This is a genomic window from Enterococcus wangshanyuanii, from assembly GCF_002197645.1.
Taxonomy (GTDB): domain Bacteria; phylum Bacillota; class Bacilli; order Lactobacillales; family Enterococcaceae; genus Enterococcus_L; species Enterococcus_L wangshanyuanii.
In genome coordinates this window covers 809,202-833,365 of record NZ_CP021874.1, presented here as the reverse complement: position 1 = coordinate 833,365, position 24,164 = coordinate 809,202, and the positions used below count along the sequence as shown (strand labels likewise).

At 37.6% G+C, this 24,164-nt stretch carries 23 protein-coding genes; 16 read left to right on the top strand and 7 right to left on the bottom strand.

What is annotated here, in order from left to right:
• Positions 1-91: 91 nt before the first annotated feature.
• Together CC204_RS03880 and CC204_RS03875 are read right to left on the bottom strand one after the other, a co-directional pair.
• Entirely contained in the window at positions 92-880 is a 789-nt protein-coding gene (locus CC204_RS03880) for a hypothetical protein (protein ID WP_088268908.1), read from the bottom strand.
• Between the two features lie 34 nt (positions 881-914).
• Positions 915-1,433, bottom strand: a complete 519-nt coding sequence (locus CC204_RS03875; protein ID WP_088268907.1) for a sigma-70 family RNA polymerase sigma factor — start codon at positions 1,431-1,433, stop codon at positions 915-917.
• A 98-nt stretch (positions 1,434-1,531) separates the two neighbouring features.
• Here CC204_RS03875 and CC204_RS03870 point away from each other — a divergent pair, with 98 nt between their 5' ends.
• The 5 genes from CC204_RS03870 (at position 1,532) to CC204_RS03850 (ending at position 6,616) form a co-directional block, all read left to right on the top strand.
• Positions 1,532-2,149: a helix-hairpin-helix domain-containing protein gene (locus tag CC204_RS03870; protein WP_088268906.1), complete on the top strand. Its 618-nt coding sequence runs from the start codon at positions 1,532-1,534 to the stop codon at positions 2,147-2,149.
• Positions 2,150-2,319: 170 nt separating this feature from the next.
• On the top strand, positions 2,320-2,826 hold the full coding sequence (locus tag CC204_RS03865; RefSeq protein WP_088268905.1) for a ComE operon protein 2: 507 nt from the start codon (positions 2,320-2,322) through the stop codon (positions 2,824-2,826).
• A gap of 25 nt (positions 2,827-2,851) precedes the next feature.
• Complete coding sequence (locus CC204_RS03860; protein ID WP_088271648.1) at positions 2,852-5,107, top strand: DNA internalization-related competence protein ComEC/Rec2; 2,256 nt, start codon at positions 2,852-2,854, stop codon at positions 5,105-5,107.
• A 70-nt stretch (positions 5,108-5,177) separates the two neighbouring features.
• Positions 5,178-6,209 (top strand): DNA polymerase III subunit delta, encoded by a 1,032-nt coding sequence (gene holA / locus CC204_RS03855; RefSeq protein ID WP_088268904.1) that lies wholly within the window; start codon positions 5,178-5,180, stop codon positions 6,207-6,209.
• A gap of 23 nt (positions 6,210-6,232) precedes the next feature.
• Positions 6,233-6,616, top strand: a complete 384-nt coding sequence (locus tag CC204_RS03850; RefSeq protein ID WP_088271647.1) for an ester cyclase — start codon at positions 6,233-6,235, stop codon at positions 6,614-6,616.
• Between the two features lie 199 nt (positions 6,617-6,815).
• Here CC204_RS03850 and rpsT read toward each other — a convergent pair whose 3' ends face one another.
• The gene (gene rpsT, locus CC204_RS03845) at positions 6,816-7,070 is read right to left on the bottom strand and encodes a 30S ribosomal protein S20 (RefSeq protein WP_069662814.1); all 255 of its coding nucleotides are present in this window, start codon (positions 7,068-7,070) and stop codon (positions 6,816-6,818) included.
• A 213-nt stretch (positions 7,071-7,283) separates the two neighbouring features.
• Here rpsT and CC204_RS03840 point away from each other — a divergent pair, with 213 nt between their 5' ends.
• The 3 genes from CC204_RS03840 to CC204_RS03830 all read left to right on the top strand — a co-directional run bounded on the left by CC204_RS03840 (position 7,284) and on the right by CC204_RS03830 (position 9,715).
• Entirely contained in the window at positions 7,284-8,318 is a 1,035-nt protein-coding gene (locus CC204_RS03840) for an inorganic phosphate transporter (RefSeq protein WP_088268903.1), read from the top strand.
• Positions 8,319-8,382: 64 nt separating this feature from the next.
• The gene (locus CC204_RS03835) at positions 8,383-9,006 is read left to right on the top strand and encodes a DUF47 domain-containing protein (RefSeq protein ID WP_088268902.1); all 624 of its coding nucleotides are present in this window, start codon (positions 8,383-8,385) and stop codon (positions 9,004-9,006) included.
• 70 nt (positions 9,007-9,076) lie between these two features.
• Positions 9,077-9,715 carry an HD domain-containing protein gene (locus tag CC204_RS03830; protein WP_088268901.1) on the top strand — a complete coding sequence of 213 codons (639 nt, stop codon included), beginning with the start codon at positions 9,077-9,079 and terminating at the stop codon, positions 9,713-9,715.
• 320 nt (positions 9,716-10,035) lie between these two features.
• On the opposite strand, the gene CC204_RS03825 is transcribed toward CC204_RS03830, so the two are convergent.
• A complete protein-coding gene (locus tag CC204_RS03825) occupies positions 10,036-11,970 on the bottom strand; it encodes a heavy metal translocating P-type ATPase (RefSeq protein ID WP_088268900.1) in 1,935 nt (644 codons plus the stop codon).
• Between the two features lie 238 nt (positions 11,971-12,208).
• A complete protein-coding gene (locus CC204_RS03820; protein ID WP_088268899.1) occupies positions 12,209-13,039 on the bottom strand; it encodes an undecaprenyl-diphosphate phosphatase in 831 nt (276 codons plus the stop codon).
• Positions 13,040-13,218: 179 nt separating this feature from the next.
• Between CC204_RS03820 and CC204_RS03815 the strand changes: the two genes are divergently transcribed.
• From CC204_RS03815 to CC204_RS03795, 5 genes are all read left to right on the top strand, one after another.
• The gene (locus CC204_RS03815) at positions 13,219-13,710 is read left to right on the top strand and encodes a PTS sugar transporter subunit IIA (protein WP_088268898.1); all 492 of its coding nucleotides are present in this window, start codon (positions 13,219-13,221) and stop codon (positions 13,708-13,710) included.
• A 169-nt stretch (positions 13,711-13,879) separates the two neighbouring features.
• Positions 13,880-14,944, top strand: coding sequence for a DUF871 domain-containing protein (locus tag CC204_RS03810; RefSeq protein WP_088268897.1), 1,065 nt, complete (start codon positions 13,880-13,882; stop codon positions 14,942-14,944).
• Position 14,945: 1 nt separating this feature from the next.
• A complete protein-coding gene (murQ, locus tag CC204_RS03805) occupies positions 14,946-15,833 on the top strand; it encodes an N-acetylmuramic acid 6-phosphate etherase (RefSeq protein WP_088268896.1) in 888 nt (295 codons plus the stop codon).
• 23 nt (positions 15,834-15,856) lie between these two features.
• The gene (locus tag CC204_RS03800; RefSeq protein ID WP_088268895.1) at positions 15,857-17,287 is read left to right on the top strand and encodes a PTS transporter subunit EIIC; all 1,431 of its coding nucleotides are present in this window, start codon (positions 15,857-15,859) and stop codon (positions 17,285-17,287) included.
• A 221-nt stretch (positions 17,288-17,508) separates the two neighbouring features.
• Positions 17,509-18,366 (top strand): MurR/RpiR family transcriptional regulator, encoded by an 858-nt coding sequence (locus tag CC204_RS03795; protein WP_088268894.1) that lies wholly within the window; start codon positions 17,509-17,511, stop codon positions 18,364-18,366.
• A 155-nt stretch (positions 18,367-18,521) separates the two neighbouring features.
• Here the strand turns inward: CC204_RS03795 and CC204_RS03790 are convergent, their stop codons facing one another.
• Entirely contained in the window at positions 18,522-19,223 is a 702-nt protein-coding gene (locus tag CC204_RS03790; RefSeq protein WP_088268893.1) for a histidine phosphatase family protein, read from the bottom strand.
• 24 nt (positions 19,224-19,247) lie between these two features.
• On the bottom strand, positions 19,248-19,874 hold the full coding sequence (locus CC204_RS03785; RefSeq protein ID WP_088268892.1) for an MBL fold metallo-hydrolase: 627 nt from the start codon (positions 19,872-19,874) through the stop codon (positions 19,248-19,250).
• Positions 19,875-20,185: 311 nt separating this feature from the next.
• On the opposite strand from CC204_RS03785, the gene guaD reads away from it, so the two are divergent.
• The 3 genes from guaD (at position 20,186) to guaC (ending at position 24,109) form a co-directional block, all read left to right on the top strand.
• Positions 20,186-21,562 carry a guanine deaminase gene (gene guaD, locus CC204_RS03780; protein WP_088271646.1) on the top strand — a complete coding sequence of 459 codons (1,377 nt, stop codon included), beginning with the start codon at positions 20,186-20,188 and terminating at the stop codon, positions 21,560-21,562.
• Between the two features lies 1 nt (position 21,563).
• Positions 21,564-22,949 (top strand): uracil-xanthine permease family protein, encoded by a 1,386-nt coding sequence (locus tag CC204_RS03775; RefSeq protein WP_088268891.1) that lies wholly within the window; start codon positions 21,564-21,566, stop codon positions 22,947-22,949.
• Positions 22,950-23,131: 182 nt separating this feature from the next.
• A complete protein-coding gene (guaC, locus tag CC204_RS03770; protein WP_088268890.1) occupies positions 23,132-24,109 on the top strand; it encodes a GMP reductase in 978 nt (325 codons plus the stop codon).
• Positions 24,110-24,164 lie beyond the last annotated feature (55 nt).

Here is a 24,164-nt window from a genome sequence, read left to right as displayed (position 1 = left end):
AATAGAGACTGAATCAATGGAACTGGAGCATAACTCTGCGAGTTATGATGGAACTCCAATCTCGAATTTGATTTAGTCTCTATTTCCTTTTTTAATGAAAAACATTTAGCGAATAAAGCATTGAAGAGGAACCAAAATCAAAAAGAGATTTTGCCGGTCCAAAATGAAAAATACCTCCTAAGGCTAAAAAGAATAGAAATAAAACAGCAGCTCCGATAGAAAAATAAAGAACTAAACGATAGGCAAGTACAGGATTATTTACGACCTGATCAAAGCGCTTTTTACGATAAATAGTATCTGTTACGAGGATCGTTTTCAGTAATGGAATCTCGGCTAATTGCCTTTTCAAAATATCTGCATCCCGTTCACTTAGTAATTCTGAGAAAATATGGTTTTCTGATTCAAAATCAAACGTGTATGTTGAAAGAAACGAACGCGTAGGTTTGAAATTATTCCAATTAAAGTATGAGGCTTTATTCTGCTTTAGGGTGATTGCTTTGATCGTCTCATAAGGATAGCTGAACACTGGCTGATGATCTAAAAACTCAATGATCGTTGTATAAATCATTCGATGATTGGTGAAAATCAGCACTCGATTTCCTCGAAGATCATTAAATTCTTTCAAGTATGCTTTCGCAGCTTCAGTTTTAGGATGGTACATTCCAAGCAGACCACTACCGACAACAGAAGCATTTTCTCCGTCTGACGTTAATGGCAAATAGGCACTAATCTCTTCTCCTTCATCTAATTGCTTTTTTATTTGTTCAATAAAATCTTGCAGAAAAATATACATTTTAGTTTGATCATATAAGTCTTTTTTTTGCTGCTTGTTCAGGTCATTGTTGACTTGATTGACAGCGGATTTAAATAGATTTACCATGATGATTTCCTCCTGGTATATTTAGTTTGTTTATTTATCGTTTGATTGCTTGTTTAAGTTTTTGTCTCCCGCGAGATAATCGATTGTAGATCTGAGCGGTATCCATAGTTAGATCTTTGGCGATATCTTTAGGTGAGTCTTGATAATAGTAATATCTTAAGAAGATCAATTGATCTTCATTGTTCAGTGATTGTAATAAATCTAAGAACTGTTCTTTTTCAAAATAATCTTCTTCTAACAACGTCTCTGGTAATTGTTCGGTTGGAATCATCTGTTGTTCACGGATGATTTGACGCTTTTTATCTAAGCAAATATTTCGGGTGATCGTCATTGTCCAAGTTTTTAAACTGCTCTTTTGCGCATCGTAAGTAGCGATCTTCTGCCAAATACGATAGAAAACTTCATTTTCTGTTTCTTTATGATAGATTCTTTCTTTCGGATGATTCAAAATCGAACGAATACATTTTATGATATCGGTTCCAAATACATCGATGAACTTTTCCAACCCTAAAAAATTCCTCTCAATCAATAGTGTAATAATGTCTTTTTCCACTTTTTATCACCTTCTTATTCTATTATACGATGGACTGTTTGTTTTTCTATCATGAAAATGAAAAATAATGCGTATTTTATGATTAAGGAGGGAAAAGAATGGATTATTCTGAGATCATCAGTAAATACAAATATTACTTGGTTGGGGGAGGTGTGTGTGTTCTTTTATGTTGTAGTGTCATTCTAATTTTCATGAAAAAGCCTAGTGATCCAATAGATGAAGCATTTCAAGCAGTTACTTCTTCAACTGAACAAATACTGACATCTGAATCAGCACATGATCCAAGGCAGCTGTACGTCGATATAAAGGGGGCAGTCAAGCAACCAGGAATGTATGAAGTGAAAATGAATATGAGAGTTTGGGACGCGATCATGTTGGCTGGAGGATTCAAGGAAGGGGCAGATACTAAGCAAGTCAATTTTGCTGAACAGATTACTGATCAAATGGTGATCTATGTACCGATCGAAGGAGAAGAGCCGCTTTTTAAACAAGAAATGGTCGGTGAAGAAAACGCTAATGGAGCGTCAAAGGTCAATCTCAATCAAGCAGATGAGACCGAGCTTCAAACACTTTCAGGTATTGGGCTAAAAAAAGCACAGGAAATTATTCGTTATCGCGAAGAACAGGGTGGCTTCAAATCAATAGAGGAGATAAAGAATATTTCCGGATTTGGTGAAAAAACGTTTGAACGGTTAAAAGATACGATTACTATATAGGACTTAAGTAAAAGCATGTTGTTATAAGAAGTATTTTTGGAATATATCAATTAGATTCTTGACGGGAGTTTTTCTATAATTTACTATTTGTATTAGCCTATTATTTTTAAGCAACAGCAAATTATTTTGAAAATGAGATGGACAGTAGCGTAAAAAGAAGGAGCATGAAAATGACATTAGAACGGATTCCCTGGGACCAATATTTTATGGCGCAAAGCGTATTATTATCTTTAAGAAGTACATGCACTCGATTAGAAGTCGGTGCGACGATTGTCAGAGACAAACGAATTATTGCCGGAGGCTATAACGGCTCTGTTAGTGGAGATGTCCACTGTATAGACGATGGTTGTTACATTGTAGATGGACACTGTGTCCGGACGATACACGCAGAGATGAATGCTATTTTGCAATGTGCAAAATTTGGTATTCCTACAGAAGGGGCAGAGATTTACGTGACCCATTTTCCATGTCTGCAATGTACGAAAATGATTCTACAAGCAGGAATCAAAAAGATTCATTATTTAAAAGATTACCGTAATGATCCTTACGCACTAGATTTGATCAAACAGGTTGGTGCAAGTGTGGATCAAGTCACTCTTTCAAAGAAATATTTTGCTGAATTACAATTAGGAGAAGAGCTTGCTTCAATGGACGAAGCACCTCAAACAGATCAATAGTTACTGGATATTTCCAGTACTTTTAATGATAGGATCTGTATTTCTCTTTATAGAATTTGACTGGCCGTCAGGTTTGTTTTATCTGTATTTATGTTGGCGTATTACTGCAACTAGAAAATGGATGCTCATCTGTGTTAGTTTTACGTGTGCTGTTATTATGATCCTCCCTTGTTCTTGGGTCCGAAATGATGAAAAACAGCTTAGATTTGCAGAAGAAACGGAATTGTCCGGCATATTTACAGTTTTACCTGATAAAATGAACATCGATGGAGATCGTCTTCAATTAGAAGGACAATTTCATTCTAAAAAGATGGCAAGAAAAATCGTTGCTTTTTATCAATTCTCCTCTAAACAAGAGAAAGAAAGATGGATGAAGTATACGCAGCCATTAAAGATGCGTATTACAGCAATAATCCAAACGCCTATAGCTCAAACAAATTTGCATGGTTTTGACTATCAGAAATATTTGAAAACAAAAGGCATTTACCAAACGTTGACGATCAATAGTCTTCAGAGTGTTTCAGAACAAAAGATCCAATGGAATGATTTCAGGACATGGATCAGTAGTACTAGAAAAAAAGCGATTGACTATTGTTCGGAGACGTTCATGAAAGAAACGGCTCTTCACTTAAAAACATTATTGTTTGGCTATCGATCTAGTGATTTTTCTCAAAAAGAGGATGTTTTGGCAAATTTAGGAATTCTTCATTTGTTCAGTCTATCAGGTATGCATGTCACTTTTTTTATCGGTAGCTTTAGGTATCTATTTTTAAGAATTGGACTTACTGTAGAAAAATTATTTTGGTTACAGCTTTTCTTTGCATTGATTTATGCAGGTCTTACTGGGTTTTCTGTCAGTGTAGTACGTGCATTGATTCAAAGTTCCATTGTTTTAGCAGACCAGCGTTTTCGCTGGAAATTATCAGGATTAGACTGTTGGAGTTTGACGTTGATGGCGGGATTGATCTTTCGTCCGTACTTATTGTTCACGATCGGTGGTCAATTAAGTTATGGCTTGTCTTTTCTGATTCTTTTTGTACAGCCGATCGTTGAGCAGATCAATCATAACTGGCTGAAAAGTTATTGTTTTTCATTTCTTTTGAATATTGCGATCATTCCGTTATTAGGACATTCGTTTTTTGAATGGCAACTGACGGGTAGTGTGTTTACGTTTGTGTTACTGCCGATCTTTGAATATGGGATTCTACCTGTGCTGACGATTAGTTTTATTAGTTCTTTTTTGATTCGGTTTGATTTTTGGATTTTTGGATTAGAATACTATTTTCTTTTACAGCAAAAAGTTTTTGAGTGGCTCAGCCACACCAGTACATTTACGATTATTACAGGTCACTTTTCACTTTGGCTATTGATGGCGATCATTTTTTCAGTGGGAATTTTGCTGGACCGTCTACTTATAGAGAAAAAGAAAGCATGTTTGTCTGGTGTCATGTTGTTATTATTACTTCAAAGTAAATATATTTCTCCTAAGGGGATGGTCGCTTTTATTGATGTTGGTCAGGGAGATAGTATCTTTGTTCAAACCCCTTTTCATCAAGAAAATATTTTAATTGATACAGGCGGTAAAATGCTGTTTGAAAAAGAGAAATGGGCCATAAAAAGCAAACAAAAGTCCAACGCTGATTACTCAGTCATTCCGTTTTTAAAAAGTAAAGGGGTAAAGTATTTAGATAAGGTGTTGATCAGCCATGGTGATTTGGATCATTGCGGGGATCTTTTAGAAATTCATAAAAAAATACCGATTCGAGCGCTGTATTATCCAACAGGTACTGAAAGCAAGCGACTGTTTCAAAACATGCTGAACACTTTAAAGCGGGCAGGTGTTAAATGTTATCCTATTTTAGCGGGTCAGAAGATCGGAAGTTCAATATCTCTAAACGTTTTAGCACCAATGACGAAAGGAAATGGAGAAAACCAAGATTCATTGGTCGTTTATTCAAAAATAGCTGACCGACGATTTCTATTTACTGGAGATTTGGAAAAGGAAGGTGAGCGGCAGTTGCTTACAAACTATCCTAATTTAAAAATAGATGTTTTAAAAGTTGGGCATCACGGGAGTAAAACATCGACGGATGATACATTTATCAAACAAACCTCTCCTATTGAAGCAATCATTTCATGTGGACGCAATAATCGTTTCAAACATCCTCATGATGAAACCAAAGAAACGCTACAGAAGAAAAATGTAACGATCTTACAAACAGATCAAGAAGGTATGGCATACTATGAGTGGACACCTTGGTCAAAAATGTCTCCCGTATAAACGATGATCAAACAAGACTAGCATTTCATGAATTGTCGTGATAGGATGGATAAGAGAAATGAGGGGAATTATGAACTTACAAGCAGCATTGCAGCAGGTTCGCCAACAACAGTTTGCTTCTGTTTATCTAGTTCAGGGAACAGAAGGATACTTAAGCGAGCTATTTAAAACAGAATTAATGAATCAATTGATTAAAACAGAAGATGATCAATTTAATTATTCTTCCTTTGATATGGAAGAGGTTCCTTTATCAACCGCGATCGAAGAAGCTGAAACAATTCCATTTTTTGGTGACTATCGTTTAGTATTTATAGAAAACCCTTATTTTTTAACAGCTGAAAGAAAAACAACGGGTCTTGATCATGATATCGATAGTTTATTGAACTATCTTGAAGAACCGTCGCCTACGACTATTCTGGTATTTAATGCAAGTGTTGAAAAATTGGATGAACGAAAAAAAATCACTAAATCATTGAAGAAACAAGCAGCCGTCATCGATGTCAATCCGATGGGCGAACGTGAAGTACGTCATTATATCGAGCAAACCATTCAAAGCGAAGGGTATGATATTCGCCCCGAGGCTTTTGATCTATTATTGCAATTGACAGACTTGAATTTGTCTAAAGTAATGGGTGAACTGCAAAAGTTATTTCTTTTTTCTTCAGAAGATAAAGTTATTTCTCTTCATGCAGTAAAAGAATTAGTGCCGAAATCCTTGGAGCACAATGTGTTCGATTTAACGAATGAAGTCCTATCAGGCAATGGAGAAAAGGCAATACAGCTCTATGAAGATCTTTTACTTCAAGGGGAGGAAACGATCAAGCTGAATGCGATTTTATTGAACCAAATCCGTTTATTTTTACAAACAAAAATACTAGCAAAGCTTGGATATCAACAAGCCAATATTGCAGATACACTAAAAATTCATCCTTATCGTGTCAAATTAGCACTGCAGCAAGTGAGGCGGTTTGAGTTGGAACGTCTGGAAGAAATATATGATGAGCTTGTTGAAAATGATGTTAAAATGAAAACCGGCAAGATGGATAAAGAGCTACTTTTTGAATTGTTTATCTTGAAATTATCTGCTCAAGGTGTAAGGTAAGAATGAAGGAAGGCGTGGATTTCATGAAAAAGCCAAAAGAGATCGTGGAAGATTTTTTTAGAAATGTCCGCTCAGGGAATAACCTTGAAACCGCTCATAAGTATATGCACGAGTACGTGATTGCCCATCAAGTTCAGTCTGAGGATGAATATATAATCGAGCGTTCTCCACAAGATTACATTGAACATGTAAAGGAAATGCAGGACATTTATGGGCAGTTCCAATTGGAAATTCAAGAATTATTAGCAGATGGAAATAGAGTGTATATTCGTTGGAAACAAGTAGGAACAACTTCTGATGGTAAACAGGTTATCCAGATCGCCAGTGCCGTTTATTTGGTTGAGTCTGAAAAAATCTCTGAATATTGGATTCAAATCGATCGAAAAGGACTTGAGCTTCAAAAATAGCTGAATTACTTGCTTCGACTTTCGAAGAATAAGAAAAGGTATGTCGTTTTTATGAGAAGCTACGATTTGAGGCTAAAAGTTTTCTTTGGTACAAATAGTAGAGATATCAGGTATGATTTAAAACGTTTCTTCGTTTTGGATCATACCCATTTTTTTGTACAAAAAAGAAGCTGCCGTAAGGTCAGCTTCTGCAAATTCATTATTTTGCTAATTTTTTGCTTAGACGAGATTTGTCGCGGCTCGCTTTGTTTTTATGGATCAATCCTTTTGATTCAGCCATGTCCACAGCTCTAGCAGCTTCTTTATATAGCTCATCCGCGTTATCAGCACCTGTAGCTACAGCATCTTCAAATTTCTTGATTGCTGTACGCATAGAATTCTTTTGAGATGAATTTTGAGCATTCGCGTTTGCGTTAGTACGTACACGTTTAATTGCAGATTCAATATTTGGCATTTCTTTCACCTCCGATAAAATAAGGTCTTACACAGGAATATCCATATGTAATTCAACACTAATCATTATACCTAATCCAAACTGTCATTGCAATAAAAGATGACAAGTTTTTTTCCTTAACAGTAAAATTAATGTATTTGCTTGAATAAAATAGGACTTATATGAAAAAATGAATACTTTTAACAAATTATATGATATTATTACAGATGAAAAATGAAATGGTGGGGTGTCATTGTGAATATTGCTTTAGTGATAACGGTTACGTTAGTGATGGGAGTTATCTTTGTTAATGGTTGGACAGATGCACCGAATGCAATTGCAACCGCTGTCTCGACCCGTGTGTTGAAGCCGAATGTAGCGATTTGGATGGCAGTAGTTATGAATTTTTTAGGTGCGTTAGTTATGACGTATTTCAACGCTCAGGTAGCGGAAACGATCAGTAACATCGTCAGTTTTGATGCACAGGGAAATGCTTCTCAGGTGGCCTTAGCAGCATCTCTGTTCTCAATCGTCGTATGGTCGGTTGCAGCATGGTATTTTGGCATACCGACAAGTGAAAGTCATGCTTTGATTGCTGGGTTGACTGGTTCTGCAATGGCTTTAGGCGGAATTGGAGCGGTTAACGGCTCTGAATGGACAAAAGTATTGGTTGGATTAGTCGTTTCAACTGTTATGGGATTTGGCGGTGGTTTTATCGTAACGAAGTTGATTGTAATCCTTTTCAGAGGTGTTGCCAGAAGAACAGCAGATAAAGTTTTCACCTATGGTCAGGCGTTCGGCGCTGGAGCTAATGCTTTTTTGCACGGTGCTCAAGATGGTCAAAAATTTATGGGTGTTTTTATGTTGGGGTTGTATTATAATAATCTCGCTGAAAAATCTGGATCGGGTTTCATTATTCCTATTTGGGTCATGGTTCTATGTTCTGTAACGATGGGAGTTGGAACTTCAGTCGGTGGTATGCGAATCATTAAGTCCGTTGGGATGGATATGGTAAAGCTGGAACGTTACCAAGGCTTTGCTGCTGATTTAAGTACGGCAGTATGCTTATTTGCTGCTTCAATTGCTGGTATTCCAGTTTCTACGACACATACAAAAACGACTGCGATCATGGGTGTAGGTGCTTCAAAACGGGTGTCAAGTGTAGATTGGCGTATTGTAAAAGAAATGTTGATTGCTTGGGTTTTAACATTTCCAGGCTGTGGTCTGATCGCTTTTGTTATGGCTAAGTTGTTTGTAGCCCTATTTTAATAGACTGTAAAAAGTAGAAAAACGAAATTTATAAGGATAGAGTTAAGTTAAGGGAGAGAGTAAGATGGCAAGAAAGAAACAATTTGACTATTTTGGAGAGTTGGAGCATTTAGCGAAAAATGCTCATCAGGCGGCAGAGATCTTGGAAATGATCGCCCTCAATTATTCTTTGGATTATTTAGAAAAAGAAGCAGTACAAATCCACGAACTAGAGCGTGAAGGGGATCAAATCGTTAAACGAATTTTAAGTGAACTATATGTTTCTTTCATTACACCAATTGATCGGGAAGACATTGTTGAAATCACAGAACGATTGGATGATGTGTTAGATACGATCAATAGTATTGCTTATTTATTGAGCAGTTTAGTGGTTAAAGACCTGAAAGAAAATGCATTGGTGTTTATTACGTATGCTCTAGAAGCTACAGCAGGAGTTTTAACGGCGACAAAAGAGTTTGCAAAGTTTAAAAATTCTAAGACCTTGCGGACAATGATGGATGAAGTCAGTGAAATCGAGGGGAAAGCTGATAAACTTTACAGTGAGTCTATGAAAGATTTGTTTACGAATGAAGAAAATCCAATCGAAGTGATTCGCTGGAAAAATGTTTACGATCAGTTAGAAGATTTATTGAATGCGAGTGAATCAGTCGTAGATGTGATTGGCGGATTGGTCATTAAAAATAGTTAAAGAGAAATATGTCAGGTTGAGATGAATCGCATTTGTTTCAGCCTTTTTTAGAGCAATTAGGAGGAACTAGATGGATAAGCAGACAATAGGTGCGATCGAGGCGTTTGTTCAAGCGAAATTACAAGAGGATAAAAGCGGTCATGGCATGGATCATATAGAACGTGTCGTCCGTAATGCACAAAAAATCGCACAGACAGAAGTGTGTGATGAGTTTGTCGTAGCAGCTGCAGCATACCTTCACGATGTTGCAGACGAAAAGCTTGTTGAAGATCAAGGAAGAGCGTATCAAGAGATCGTGGATGTTTTACAGAAGAATAACGTTTCCGCCAAGAAGATCGAGCATATTCTTTATATCATCAAAAATCTTTCATTCAGTCAAGAACTTGAAGGAACGACAAAGGAATTAAGTATAGAAGGACAAATCGTTCAAGATGCTGATCGGCTGGATGCAATGGGAGCAATCGGAATTATCCGAACCATTTATTATGGCGGGCATAAAGGAAATAAAATTTATGATCCGACTATTAAACCAAGGCTATTGCAAAATAAATCAGAGTATCGGGAAGAAAGTACGATCATCAATCATTTTTATGAAAAAATTCTACTATTGAACGATCGTTTAAATACGCCATATGCTAAAACAATAGGAAAGCAGCGACAAGAATTTTTAGAAAATTTCCTTACAGAATTTCTTGAAGAATGGGAGTAAGCAATTTTTTGGTATAGAAAAATAGAGAACAAGAGGATGAGACAAAAGTGTTTAGCTCCGAGAACCAAGTAGATACTGTGCAACACTGTTTATCTGCGATGAGTCTTTGACGAGAAAGCATTAACTCATCCTTTGTTGTGTTTTACAGCAATTTCGACTTATTTTCGATGCCTTCAATTCTTAGAGCTTTAGCACTTAGAATTGGATGTGATCGAAGCGTAGTGTAGTAGCTACCTTTTTCTCGCCGTTTATTTGGATTTAGAAAGCGGAACAAAACTGATTTTTAGTTTTGTTCCGCTTTCTTTCTTGCTTGTTAGTTTTTAAATGCTGGATTCACTACGATTAAATGAACGTAGTGGTTTAAAAGGTCTCTGTGATTTTGTTTTTACTTTCTCCATCGGAATCGTTTTGAGTAATCTCAAACCATTTAGAATAACCAAAATTGTACTACCTTCATGACCAATCACCCCTAATGGAAGGCTGATCAATTGGAAAAAATTTGAAAGAACTAAAAGTAAAATGATAAAGGCTGAAAAAAGAATATTTTGAGTAACAACTCGTTTTAGTTTTTTAGATAGTAAGTGACTCATCTGTAATTTCTCTAAATCGTTTTGCATCAAAACAACATCGGCCACATCCATTGCAATATCAGTACCGCCTCCCATGGCAACACCAATCGCTGCATTTGCCAGTGCAGGTGCATCGTTGATGCCATCACCAACCATTGCATTAACGCCATAGCGTTCTTTTTGCTGTTTAATAAGAATAGTTTTATCTTCTGGCAAACAATTTGCATGAATCTCATCGATTTCTAGTTCATTTGCAACTGCTGCCGCAGTTTTTTCTTGGTCTCCGGTGATCATTGTTGTATGAACACCGACTTGTTTAAAATAAGTAATGATCGATTTTGCTTCTGGTTTTGGAACATCTAACAGTCCGAGATAAGCAACGATCGTTTCTCCTTCAAAGAGATAAATGACTGTTTTACCATCTGCCTGTAGTTGATCGATTTGTTCTAAAATAGCTGGCGCAATTGAAGAGGTATCTGCAAAAGAAATTTTTCCTAATCGCCAAACTGTAGAGTTGATTGTAGTTTCCATTCCAAAACCTATTACGTTTTTCACATCAAGATGTTTATAATGAGTGGCGCTTTCTTCGTCAAAATGATCGATCACTGCTTGGGCAAGAGGATGGGTGGATTGGCGCTCCATCGCAACTAAAATATCGATTGCTTTTTGTTTGTCACTAAGAAATACAGCATCTGTTACAATCGGCTTACCTTCTGTCAGGGTTCCGGTTTTGTCAAAAGCAATTGCTTTAAGTGCTGCTAAGTTCTCTAAATAGACTCCGCCTTTGAATAAGACTCCGTTCCTAGCACCATTTGAGATAGCAGCCAAGGTAGCAGGAGTTGCGGAAGCGACTAATGCGCAAGGTGAAGCGACAACAAGTAAGACCATTCCGCGGTAAAAGCTTTCATTCCAAGACCAATCTAAAAAGAAATAAGGGATCAGAATCATTAAAGGAATGGTGATCAAGACAATTTTTACATAGGTGTTTTCCAATTTTTCAATGAAACTTGCCGTTTGAGACGGAGTATTTTGTGCTTCGTCGACTAATCGAATGATTTTAGCAAATAGGGTATCTTCACTATTTTTTGTAACAGTCATCGTGAATGCTTCACCAAGATTGATCGTTCCTCCGAATAGTAAGTCTGAGGAACTTTTTTCAACAGGGACAGACTCTCCCGTAATCGCTGCTTCGTCTATGGTAGTTGTTCCAGCAGCCATCTGACCATCAATAGGAATGCTTGAACCTTTTGGGACAAGTAAAGTATCGCCAATTTTTAGCGTATCAACAGGGACTTCCATCGTTTTTCCATTCGTAAATAGTAATGCTGTTTCTGGCTGTAAATTCATCAAACTAGCAATCTCTTTTTTACTTTTGTTTGTAGTGTATTCCTCAAGGGCACCGCTAAGACAAAAAATAAATGTCAGCATTGCTCCTTCAAACCAATTGCCAATAATACAAGCGCCAATAGCAGCCAAAGCCATCAATAGATCAACATTCAAATGTTTGTCTTCAAAAGTATTGATCAACCCTTCTTTTGTTTGTTTAAAACCGCCGAAAACAATTGCTAAAATAAAAATGATCGGATAAAAAGTAACACCAGATTTTTCTAACACAAACCCTGCAATCATAAAAACCAAACATAAAATAGTAGATAGAATTGCTTTTTTTTCTTTTGAAAGTTTCATACTTATCACTCCTCAATAAGAGCATAACATAAATAAATTCTAATTGATAATGAAATATTCTAAATGAGAATGATAGTGATTATCATTTAAAAAAATCCATTTAAATGGAGTGTTTTTGGTTTTTTTAAAATATATTTATTCTAATTAAGATTGATAATCATTATCATTTTGAGTAACAAAAAAAGAGCTGTGATAGACTCTTTAGAGTCATATCATAGCTCTTTACAATCTCAAATAATCAAGAAAATAACCAGTAACTAATAAGCAGGACACCTAAAATAATTCGGTACCAACCGAAAGCGGTGAAGTCGTTGCGTTTCAAGTAGTTCAATAAGAACTTGATCACAATGATCGAAACGACGAAGGCAACGATGGAACCAGTTAATAAAACAAGTATTTCATTAAAGCCGAATGAATTGCCTTTTGCAATGAACTTCACGATTTTCAAGAAACTAGCGCCAAACATGACAGGAATTCCAAGGAAAAATGAGAACTCTGTAGCAACGAACCGTGAAGCACCAATCAGAATCGCACCTAAAATAGTTGCACCTGAGCGCGAAGTTCCAGGAATCAACGACAATACTTGGAAAAATCCAACAATTGCTGCTGCTTTGTATGTGAAATTGTTCAAATCACTACATTTTGGTTTACGTGTTTTATTTCTTTTTTCAATAATGATGAAAGCAACACCATATATGATCAACATTAGAGAAACCGTAAAGAAATTGTGGAATTTCGCTTCTAACCAATCATCCAGTAAAATACCAATGATTCCAGCTGGTACAGTAGCCACCAGGACTTTTGACCATAAAATCCAAGTATCTCTCTTTTCATTCTCATTTTTTTGAGGAGAGAAGGGGTTTAACTTATGAAAATAAAGAACGACAACGGCCATGATCGCTCCTAGCTGGATCACGACATTGAACATTTCCATAAAATCAGCGCTAAGATTCATCTTAATAAATTCATCCACTAGAATTAGGTGACCGGTACTACTGATCGGCAGCCACTCGGTAACTCCCTCAATGATCCCTAAAATAATTGCTTTCCATAAATTTGATAAAAGCATAGGTTCAATCCTTTCAATGTAAAAATAATAAAATCACTAATAGTATACCTTTTCGTAAGAAAAAAACCAACTAACAATTATGTGATGTAAGAAAAAATTAGAATCCAACGATTGATAGTTGTATTTACTTTAAGAATTTTCTATACTATTACTATTCACAAATGGGAGGAAAAAAGATAATGTTTGGATTTTTTAAAAAGAAAGAACCAGTACAAGTAAATGAAACGCTATACGCTGTAGCAACAGGAAAAGTAATTCCGATTACTGAAGTGAATGATCCTGTATTTTCACAAAAAATGATGGGTGATGGATTCGCAGTTCTGCCGGAATCTGGAGAAATTTATGCGCCGATCGAAGGGAAAATTTTGAGCGTATTTCAAACGAAGCATGCAGTTGGTATGAAAATGGCTAACGGTCTGGAAGTTTTACTCCATATGGGGATCGACACAGTAGAATTAAATGGTGCACCGTTTACGATCAAAGTAACTGAAGGAACAAAGGTTGCTCCAGGAACATTGATTGCAACAGTTGATCTAGCAAAGATCGTTTCAGCTGGTAAAGCAACAGATATGGTAGTCGTTATTACTAATATGGATGCTGTGAAACAGTTTGAACTAACGAAAACAGGTGAGGTCACCGCTGGAGATGTCGTAGGTAGTGCGAAAGCCTAAAGAGTGAAATATTATTTTATAAAAAGGAACAAGCAATTGACCGTTGTTTGTTCCTTTTTTGTCGGCTTTTTGAAAAAAAATTCCGGATATAAAATAAATTTAATCTTTAACTTGAAATATTATTTCAAAACAATTATAATGAAAGCGTGTTAGAGAGGAGCGGATGAAAATGTATGGAATTTCAGTTTTTCTTGGAGAAGATCTAACAGAAGAGATTCGAACGTATATACAAGAAATGAGTCATGTTGGAGTGAAAGGAATATTTACTTCTTTGCATATTCCAGAAGAAAACAGCGAATTGTACGCACAACGACTAAAAGAGTTAGGTGAGATTGCTTCCAAAAATGAAATGAAGCTCATGGTCGATATCTCAGGTGAAGCATTAAACCGAGCGGGCTTTTCTTTTGAAAGTTTAGAAGAAATCACTGCGATAGGTGTGACAGGATTGCGTATGGATTATGCGATCTCTAATCAAAAAATTGCTCAGGTGTCGCAAGTGATGAATGTTGGTCTGAATGCCAGCACGATTACGTCAAATGATGTCAAAGAGCTCAAACATTATAAAGCTGATTTTTCTAATTTTGAAGCTTGGCACAATTATTATCCTAGACCAGAAACAGGTTTAGGAAGTTCATCTTTCTCCCAAAAAAATCAGTGGCTGAAAGAGTCGGGCTTCAAAGTTTTTGCTTTTGTCCCCGGTGACGATAGATTGCGGGGACCTTTATTCCAAGGGCTGCCTACCTTGGAAAGGCATCGTTATGAACATCCTTTAGCAGCGATGATCGAACTGAAAGAGCGATTTGCTGTTGACGGTGTTTATATTGGTGATCCAATGATTTCTAAGCGCACGATGCGACAATTGGCGCTATATCTGGAACAAGATGAGTTAGTTTTGGAAGCTAATGATCTTGGCAGTCGCTACTATTCAATGATTTTAGGAACTCATGTGAATCGGCAAGATGACGCAAGAGATGTGATCCGCAGTGCAGATGCTCGTTTTAAGAAAATTCCCACAATCGAAGCAGAAAAATTAATCATACGTACATTAGGAAGCGTGACTATTGATAATTCAAGTTACGGTCGCTATATGGGAGAGATTCAAGTAACTAAAAAAGATTTGCCAGCAGATGAAAAAGTCAATGTGGTCGCACAAATAGTCACTGAAGACCAGGCATTATTAAAATGTATCAATGCTGGTAGTAAATTTAAACTGATCAATGAAGGGACGTTATAAGATGGATTTAGAAAAATTAACAACAGAACGTAGAAACCAAGAAACGATGAATTTAGATGAAATGACTGTAGAAGAAGCGTTGGTAAAAATGAACCAAGAAGATCAGAAGGTAGCTGCTGCGGTAAGTGAAGCACTGCCGCAAATCGAGCCTGCTGTTCATGCAATCATCAATGCGTTTAAAAAAGGTGGCCGTTTGATCTATATGGGCGCAGGCACTAGTGGTCGCTTGGGTGTGCTGGATGCAGCAGAATGTGTACCGACGTTTGGCGTTGAGCCTGAGATGGTGCAAGGATTGATTGCTGGTGGGCAAAAGGCAATGACGATCGCAGTGGAAGGTGCAGAAGATTCAAAAGAGTTTGGACAAGCGGATTTGGTTGAGATTCAGTTAGCAGATAATGATATCGTAGTTGGAATCGCAGCCAGCGGACGTACACCTTATGTGATCGGAGGATTGGAGTATGCAGCTTCGGTGGGTGCAAAAACAGCTTCAGTTTCCTGCAATAAAAATGCTGAAATCAGCCGTTATGCGGATTTTCCAATCGAAGTAGATGCAGGACCTGAATTTTTAACAGGATCGACTCGTCTGAAATCCGGAACGGCGCAGAAATTGATTTTAAACATGTTATCAACAGTCTCAATGATCGGGATCGGTAAAGTTTACAATAACTTAATGGTCGATGTAAAACCAACAAATGAAAAATTAGTGGAACGCTCGAAACGCATTATTATGGAAGCGACAAGTTGTGACTACCAAACAGCTGCGGAATACTTTGTCAAAGCAGAGGAGAATGTCAAATTGGCTATCGTGATGCTTTTGACAAACTCCTCAAAAACAGAAGCAGAAGCAAAATTGATTAAAGGCAATCATTTTATAAAAAATACAATTTAAGGAAAACAAAGGGGGAAATGACTGTGTCAGAAGATAAAGTAAAACGTTTGGCTAGGGAAATTTATGAAGAAGTTGGCGGACAGGGAAATGTCTTGAAATTGCGTCATTGTATGACAAGAGTTCGAATGGATATTCGCGATTATGATCAAGTAAATCTTGAAGAATTGAAAAACATCGAGGGTGTCATGGGCGTTGTGGAAGATGATACGTTGCAAGTTGTCATTGGTCCAGGTACCGTAAATAAAGTTGCTCAGGAAATGGTCGATATGGCAGGCGTGAAACTTGGTGAACCATTCCCAAATAAAGTTTCAGGAAAGCAGCTAGTAGAAGAAAAAGCAGCAGAAGTAAAGGCAGCTCAAAAAGAGAGAAATAAGAATAGTTCAGGATTTAAAAACGTATTGAAATCCATCTCTAATATTTTTGTTCCAATGATTCCTGCATTTGTTGGAGCTGGTATCATTGGCGGGATTGCAGCAGTTCTATCTAATTTGCTAGTTGCAGGAACCATTGGCGACTCTTGGCAGCAATATATCGACGTGTTGAATATTATCAAAAATGGGATTTTTGCTTATTTAGCGATTTATACAGGAATCAATAGTGCTAGCGAATTTGGCGCAACACCAGCTCTTGGTGGCGTGATCGGTGCGGTAACAATGCTGACAGGAATGAATCCTGAGGCACCTCTGCCGAATATTTTAAATGGCGGTACTCTGTCTGCTGGACAAGGTGGAATCATTGGAGTCATTTTTGCAGTTTGGTTACTTTCTCTAGTTGAGAAACAATTGCATAAAATTATCCCAGATTCTATCGATATCATTATTACACCGACTGTTTCTTTACTTGTGATCGGCTTAGTGACGATCTTTTTGATCATGCCAGTTGCTGGTTTGATTTCTAATAGTTTAGTTGGTGTGATCAATGTTGTATTGGAAAAAGGTGGAATACTAGCTGGCTTCACTTTAGGTGCTACATTCTTACCGATGGTTATGTTTGGACTACATCAAATCTTGACACCGATCCATATTGAAATGATCGCTCAAACAGGAATGACATTATTATTGCCGATTTTAGCTATGGCAGGAGCAGGTCAGGTTGGTGCTGCATTAGCATTGTGGATTCGTTGTAAAAAAGATACACAGTTAGTTGAGATGATCAAAGGCGCATTGCCCGTTGGGATTTTAGGGATTGGTGAGCCATTGATTTATGGAGTTACTTTACCTTTAGGTCGTCCGTTTATCACAGCTTGTGTTGGTGGCGGTCTTGGTGGTGCGGTAATTGGCGCATTTGGCAATGTTGGTGCAATTGCGATTGGTCCAAGTGGAGTGGCTTTGATTCCGCTGATCGCTAATAACCAATGGCTTGCCTATGTTTTAGGGTTACTTGCTGCGTATGCAGGTGGCTTTGTTGCAACATTCTTTTTTGGAATACCAAAAGATTTACAAGATAAAAAGTAAAGCAGTCGATCAGCGAGTTCGATTGTATAAAAATCAACTGTTTTATCGTTAGCATGAGAAGCTATCTATAAACAGTTGATTTTTTATTTGAAAGAATTATTCCTACGTTTTAGGCTTAATAAGCAGATGCGGTTCTTTTCTGTTATACTATTTTTGTGTAGAAGTGGATCGTCAGGTCGTTCTTGATAAAAAGAGCGGTAAGGAAGAAGGGGACGAATATCATGCAGCAAAACATTATTTTAACCATTCAGGATCATTTGAAAACACTACCTGGTTCTGAACAAAAAGTTGCTGAATACATTTTAAATCATACAAATGAAGTTATCAGTTTAAGCGCACAGGAATTGGCAAAAAAATCCGGCTCAAGTCCCGCAGCGATCATTCGTTTTTGTCGTTCGATTGAAGTCAACGGCTTTACAGATTTAAAACTGCAACTATCAGCTAATCTTGGCGCAGTTGATACACAGATGTATACAGAAGTTGAAAATGGAGAAACGACAGCAGCCATAAAAGAAAAACTACAGCATCGTTTAGTCCATGTTTTAGAACGAACCAACGAACATTTAGAAGTTGAGGCAGTTGATCAGGCAGTCCGTGCTGTTGAGGAAGCAGAAATCATTTTTGTTTATGGATTAGGAGCCTCTTCACTAGTTGCTCAAGACATCTATCAAAAATTTACACGGCTTGGTTTAAGTGTTTTCTTTACGATGGATCTACATTTATTTGCCTCCGCTTTAGGTACTAATCAATTGAAGGGGTTATTTATTGGGATCTCAAATTCTGGAACAAATCCTGAAACCAATGCATTGGCAGAATTAGCGATTGAAAAGGAACTACCAGTTGTTGCTTTGACAGCAGATCGTGAATCCGATTTAGCACAAAAAAGCGACATTCTACTACTGACACCTAAAGGAGAAGAAGCGCCTTTGAGAAGTGCTGCTACAGTGTCATTGACTGCACAGCTCTATGTCGTGGATGTGCTGTTCTTTGCTTATGGAGCGAAGAATTATGATAAAACGCTAGAAAAAATTCAGCATTCTAGAGGAGCAGTTGAGATTTTGAAAGGGTATAAAGTTTGATCGTTAAAAAGGACTGGGACATAACTCTACGAGTTACGACCTAGTCCTTTTTAAAACGAATAAACGGTGGAAGTAGAAGTAACTACTCCGCTTCGATCACATCAAATTCTAAGTGCTAAAGCACTAAGATTTGAAGGCTTCTGTCTCAGCCTCTTTTAGTTGTTCGACGACTGTTTTTGGCCATCTTCGATGTAATGGACGTCATTGACAGTGTCGATCGTAAATCGGCCATTTTCATAAATCAATTTAGTCACACTGCCATTTTCTAGACCAATCTGCATTGGTAAACTGGAATCGATCAACGACAGCAAGAATGAGATCGTCAAGCCGTGAGAAACGATCATGACGTTACCGCCGCCATCTTTTTCTCTTCTATGCGCAATATCTTCAAAGCCGTTCCAAACACGTTCTTTGATTTTTTCGTAAGGTTCTGCCCAATCAGCTGTATCTGCTGCGATAATCGCCTCGGCTAAGTCTTTATAGCTGATCCGATTCGTCATCATGTCTTCATAATTTTTAAACGCTAATATTCGCGGAACAACTCCCCATAATTCACCATCATAGCCGCCGTCTAGAGAACCAAAACACCATTCCCGAATCCGACTATCTGTCGCATAAGGAATTGTGGCTCCCTGTGTATGTTCTTGTAAAATAATACGGGCAGTTTGCATTGCTCGGCCACTATCACTAGAATAGGCTTCCTTAAAAGGGATTTCTTTTAAACCAATACCTAAAGAATGGATCACCTTTTCCCCTTCTTTTGTCAAAGGAGTGTCTGACCATCCTTGTGTTCGACCGATTGTGTTGAACATGGTTTTTCCGTGGCGGATAATGTATAGCACCGTTGGTTTATTCATAGTACATCCTCCTAGCTTTTTATTTTAATTGAAAAAAGGATTGGTTTTCTTTTCATGCTCGATCGTTGTCGCATCGCCATGTCCCGGGTAAGCAGGGAATTCATCAGGCAAAGTAAAAAGATAGGTTCTGATGCTGTGAAGCAGCTGTTCCATGTCCCCTGTATGCAAATCAGTTCGGCCAATGCTTCCTTTGAATAAAGCATCTCCGGTTACTACAAAATCATCAAAAATCAAACTAACACTTCCAATAGAATGACCAGGTGTTGGCACAACAGAAAATTTGATTCCGCCAAGTTCATAATCAGTCATTTCGAATTCCACTTCTGCAGGCTGAACAATAATATCTGCCATATCATCATGTCTGCCTAATCCAGATAGATTTAAAATAGGGTTCGATAACCATTCTTGTTCCAGTGGACTCACGTACACAGGAATATGATAGTGATGGCGCAGCTCTTCAACAGCTCCTATATGATCATAATGTGTATGTGTAAGTAAAATAGCGATTGGTTTTTTCTCAGTTTTTTCGATCAAGGGAATAATTCGTTCAGCTTCTGCCCCTGGATCGATGATCAAAAGATTTTCTTCATTATAGATTAAGTAGCAATTCTCCTGGATGATACCTGTCAGGATACGTTCGATGGTTAACATAGTTTGTAGCCTCCTCATTCACAATTTCTCTCATATAAGTATAACGCAATTTCATAAAGAATCAAAAGTCAGAGTTACTTTTTTGAAAGATATTATGATTTCTGATAAAAATAATATCTCGTTTGTTAAAACCAATGGCAACATTTATCTAGTGAACTATCGATTTTCTATGTATATTTTTAACTCCATTGATTGAAAGTTCGTGATTTGCTCATTTAAATTTCTATTTATATTTTTTTGAAAAAAAATATAGATTAAAAACGAATAATAATATATAATGTGTTGGTATTGTTATGGAAGGGGTAGCTGATTTGTTTAAATTTGTTGTAAAAGGAACGGCGTTTACTAGCCGTGATCAAAAGAATGTAGAAATTTTACAGGATTCATTGTTTTGTATTTCAGAAGATGGGCTGATTGCAAAAATCATTCAGCCGAATGATGCAGGATACGCAGAGACGATCCAGGAATATTCAGCAAAAGGACAATTGCAGGAGCTGGCATCAGATCAATATATTTTACCGGGGTTCGTTGATCTCCATATTCATGCTCCCCAATGGGCACAAGCAGGAACGGCATTAGATCTTCCTTTGTATGAATGGCTGAATACCTATACGTTTCCGCTAGAGGCGAAGTTTTCTGATCAAGCATTTGCGGACCAAGTGTATTCAGATTTAGTTTCACAGCTATTAAAAAACGGTACGACGACAGCTTTATATTTTGCCACAGTTCATCGAAAGGCAAGTCTTCGTTTAGCAGAAATCTGCAGTGAAAAAGGGCAAAGGGGTCTTGTTGGAAAAGTCGTCATGGATGATCCTGAGCAAAATCCTGAGTACTATCGTGATGAGGATGATAAAACAGCTATTTCAGAGACAGAAGCTTTTATCCAAGAGGTGCTGGAACTTAATAAGCGAACGCCTCAAGGGGTGTATCCAGTTGTTACACCAAGGTTTATTCCTAGTTGTACAGATAAATCGTTAGAAGGGCTAGGTGCCTTAGCAGCAAAATATGATGTTCATATTCAATCTCACTGCAGTGAAAGCGACTGGGCTCATGAATACGTTAAGGAACGTTTTGGAAAAAATGATGCCGTTGCGCTGAACGAGTTTGGTCTATTGAGTGAAAAAGCAGTTATGGCTCATTGTGGCTTTCTTTCTGATGAAGACATGCAGTTGTTTGCTGAAAAAGGGACAGCAGTAGCTCATTGTCCAATCTCTAATGCCTATTTTGGTAACGCAGTGACGCCGGTTGCAAAATTGCTCAACGAGTATCAGGTAGAAGTAGGATTAGGCAGTGATATATCTGGTGGTTTTTCTCCAAGTTTATTTGACAATATCAAGCAAGCTGTCATATCATCTAGAATGTTAGAAGATGGAGTCGATAAAGATTGTTGTAGCGATAAACGTGGTGTGAAAGGCTCTAGTTTAACGTTAAATGAAGCATTTTATTTAGCTACTGCAGGTGGCGGCGAATCGTTGAGTCTGCCGATTGGCAAATTAGCTGTGGATTATGCTTGGGATGTTCAATTTGTTACAACGAAAGATTTACCGGTTTTTTCTGAAACAGAACCTTTGCTGGATATATTCCAAAAAATCATCTACTTGTCTCGTCCTGAAAGTATTCAAGAAGTTTGGGTGCAAGCAAGAAAAGTTTACGATAAATCATTGGAACAACGAAAGGAAGAAAAATAAGATGTCAGAATCATACTCTAAAAAATCAGCATTGACCGTTGGGCCAAATGATGAACTTTCTATGGGGCAGTCCTTGCTTTTAGGAATTCAGCATGTGTTAGCGATGGATGTTTATGTCGTTCCTTTTATTATTGCTTCAATTATTGGTTTGACAACAAAAGAATCATCCGCATTGATTCAGTCTACTTTTATCGCAGCAGGATTGGCAACGATCATCCAATCTTATTTTTGTATGAAATTGCCTGTAGCGCAAGGGCCATCTTTTATTCCAATTGGTGCGGTAGCCGGTATTTACTTTGCAAATAGTCAAAATGGTCAAGGCTGGGGAACTGTTTTGGGAGCTGGCCTGATCGGAGCTGTACTTGTGATCGTTTTAGGACTTACAGGCATTTTCAATCGTCTGATCAAAGCTTTTGTACCGCCGATCGTGGGTGGAACCATTATTTTTATTGTAGGCTTATCTTTGATGCCTGTGGCTTTAAACGATAATGTTTTCAATGCATCTGGCGATTTAGGGCAAAATATATTATTGGCTATCATTGCAGCGGCTTCTCTTATTTTATTTGCGATGATCGGATCACGTTTTCCTGGTAAAGGCCGAATTTTTCGAATCTCTTCCGTGATATTAGCATTGATCATTGGTTCTTTTGCGGCTAAAATGATGGGCGTACTAGACTTATCAGCAGTTTCAAAAGCATCATTGATCAGCGTTCCAAGGTTACCTTTTGTTGATTTTAGTTTTTCATTTGATGTATCTTCAATTTTAACAATGGTCATTATTTATGTTGTGTTGATGGCTGAAACAACAGGTACGTGGTTTGCAGTCAGCAATGTTTGTGAGGAGCCATTGACAGATGAAAATATCAATCGTGGAGTTATTGGTGAGGGGATCGGTTGCTTGATTGCTTCATTACTGGGAACGACACCCGTTACTGGTTATTCGACAAATGCTGGAATTATTTCAATTACTGGTGTAGCTAGTAAAAAAGTGTTTGTAGCAGCTGGGGCTTGGTTTGTTGTTTTTGGTTTATCCGGAAAGCTGTCTACTTTGATTTCGTCTATTCCTTCTCCTGTCATTGGCGGCGTATTTGTTGTAGTTTGCGGGATCATTTCAATTAGTGGGATCAAGGTGATCAAGGAAGTGGAGATCAATGAAAAAGAAATGTATGTGATCGCGATCCCGATGATTTTAACCTTAGCATTGACCTTGATTCCTGAAGAGTTTATTCAATCATTACCGCAATTTTTACAATATTTATTTGGTTCATCTGTTGCAACAGCTTCGATCGCAGCAATTCTCTTGAATCGGTTACTGCCTTCTGAAAAGTCAGCAAAGCCAGAAAAGATAACAGAAATGGATTCAAGCGAGGCAGCACAGCTTAATTGATTAGATAATTGAATAAAACACGAACATTCGATGAGATGTTTTGTATTTTTCGTCTTTTACCTTTGACTTTCAAATGGTTATAGTGTAAATTAGCATAGGCGCTTGTGAAATACGAACGATAATGATTCTAATGTTCGTGTTTTTGCGTATTTTTAATTGAACTTGCTAGGAGGCAGTAAAGTATGAAAGTTTTTGATTACGAAGATGTCCAGTTGATCCCGAATAAATGTATCGTGGATAGTCGCTCAGAGTGTGATACAACGGTCAAGCTAGGAAACCATAGCTTTAAAATGCCAGTTGTACCGGCGAATATGCAAACGATCGTGGATGACAAAATCGCAGAATTTTTAGCTGAAAATAACTATTTTTATATCATGCATCGTTTTGATGAAAGTGCACGAATTCCCTTTATTGAAAGAATGCAAGCGAAAAAATTGATCACTTCGATCAGTGTTGGCGTGAAAGAAAGAGAATACCAGTTTGTTGAAGAGTTAGCTCAACGTAACTTAGTTCCAGATTATGTAACGATCGATATTGCTCATGGTCATTCTAATGCGGTGATCAATATGATCCAACATTTAAAAAAACTTTTACCGAATACTTTTGTGATTGCTGGGAATGTCGGTACACCAGAAGCAGTCCGTGAGTTGGAAAATGCCGGGGCAGATGCGACAAAAGTCGGTATCGGACCAGGAAAAGTCTGTATTACTAAAATCAAAACAGGTTTTGGGACTGGCGGCTGGCAATTGGCAGCATTACGTTGGTGCGCCAAAGCAGCTAGAAAACCGATCATTGCAGATGGCGGGATCAGAACGCCGGGAGATATTGCTAAATCAGTTCGTTTTGGTGCGACAATGGTCATGATCGGTTCATTATTTGCTGGACACGAGGAATCTCCGGGAGAAACAAAAGTGGAGAATGGTGTCGTGTATAAGGAATACTTCGGCAGTGCATCAGAGTTCCAAAAAGGCGAGAAGAAGAATGTTGAAGGAAAGAAAATTTGGATTCAGCATAAAGGCAGCTTAGTTGATACGTTAGTTGAAATGCAGCAAGATTTACAATCATCGATTTCTTATGCAGGCGGTCGAGATCTTGAAGCCATACGTAAAGTTGATTACGTTATTGTGAAGAATTCGATTTTTAATGGAGATACTATTTAGGAATAGAATATAGCTCTCTAATGATAGGGATTCTGCAGTTCAAAGAGCAGATGCT